The organism is Micromonospora sp. AMSO12t, from assembly GCF_008806585.1.
Lineage (GTDB): Bacteria > Actinomycetota > Actinomycetes > Mycobacteriales > Micromonosporaceae > Micromonospora > Micromonospora reichwaldensis.
Window position 1 is genome coordinate 1 of sequence record NZ_WAAS01000510.1, and the last position, 1,234, is coordinate 1,234.

At 74.3% G+C, this 1,234-nt stretch carries 1 protein-coding gene and 1 pseudogene; both read left to right on the plus strand.

The window, feature by feature from the left end; all coding sequences use genetic code 11:
* Positions 1-215, plus strand: a pseudogene (locus F6X68_RS34555) (RDD family protein); the annotation flags it as partial.
* On the plus strand, positions 215-1,177 hold the full coding sequence (locus F6X68_RS32680) for a complex I subunit 1 family protein (protein ID WP_088998320.1): 963 nt from the start codon (positions 215-217) through the stop codon (positions 1,175-1,177). The pseudogene F6X68_RS34555 and the gene F6X68_RS32680, both read left to right, overlap by 1 nt.
* Positions 1,178-1,234 lie beyond the last annotated feature (57 nt).

The following is a 1,234-nucleotide window of genomic DNA, read 5'->3' on the forward strand; positions in this document are numbered from 1 at the left end:
CGGGCGACGCCGGTCCGCCGCCCGCCGCACCTGCCGACGGCCCGGCACCCGCCGGCCCGGCGGTCACCCGCCCCGCCGACCCGGGGGCCGACGCCGGACCGCCGCCCGGCGCGCCCGGCGGCCGGACCGCCCGCTCCGGCCCGACGGCGGACCGGCCCGCGCCCGAGGGCCCGGCAGCGTCGGAGCGTTCCGGCGACGACGGAGGTACGCCCTGATGCCACTGTGGTTGGAGCTGGTCATCCGGGTGGGGGGCGTGCTCGTCGCCTTCCTCACCCTGCCGTTGTTGGTCGGGCAGGCCGAGCACAAGGTGATGGCGCACATGCAGGGCCGGCTCGGCCCGATGTACGCGGGCGGCTTCCACGGCTGGGCCCAGCTGGTCGCCGACGGCGTGAAGTTCGTGCAGAAGGAGGACGTCACGCCCCGGGAGGCGGACCGGGCGGTCTTCCGGCTCGCCCCGGCGGTCGCCCTCGTGCCCTACCTGCTGGTCCTGCTGGTGATCCCGCTCGGCCCGGACGACCTGGTCGGGCAGCCGCTGGACATCGGCCTGTTCTTCGTGCTGGCCGTGGTGGGCGTGGGCGTCGTGGCGGTGCTGATGTCGGCGTGGGCGTCGGCAAACAAGTACAGCCTCCTCGGCGGCCTGCGCGGCGCGGCCCAGCTGCTCGGCTACGAGCTGCCGCTGGTGCTGGCCGCCGCGTCGGTGGCCATGGCGGCCGGCACGCTCAGCCTCTCCGGCATCGTCGAGGCGTGGCAGCCGTGGTGGCTGCTCTGGCAGGCCCCCGCCATGGTCGTCTTCTTCCTCGCCGGGCTCGCCGAGATCCGCCGCCCGCCGTTCGACATGCCGGTCGCCGACTCGGAGCTGGTCTTCGGCTACATGACGGAGTACACGGGCCTGCGGTTCGCGTTCTTCCTGCTCGCCGAGTACGTCGGCATCGTGGTGATCGCCGCCCTCACCACCGTGCTCTTCCTCGGGGGTTGGCAGGGCCCGTTCGCCGACGCGCAGCTCGGCTGGCTGTGGACCCTGCTGAAGGTCTTCGCCGTCTCGTTCCTGATCATCTGGATCCGGGTGTCCTATCCCCGCCTGCGCGAGGACCAGCTCCAGCGCCTCTGCTGGCTCGTCCTGGTCCCCGTCTCCCTGGGCCAACTGGTCCTCACCGCCGCCGTCCGCGTCGCGCTGTAGGGCGTGCCGTCCGCGTCGCGCTGTAGGGCGCGCCGTCAGGGCAGCGGGGTGTGGGCG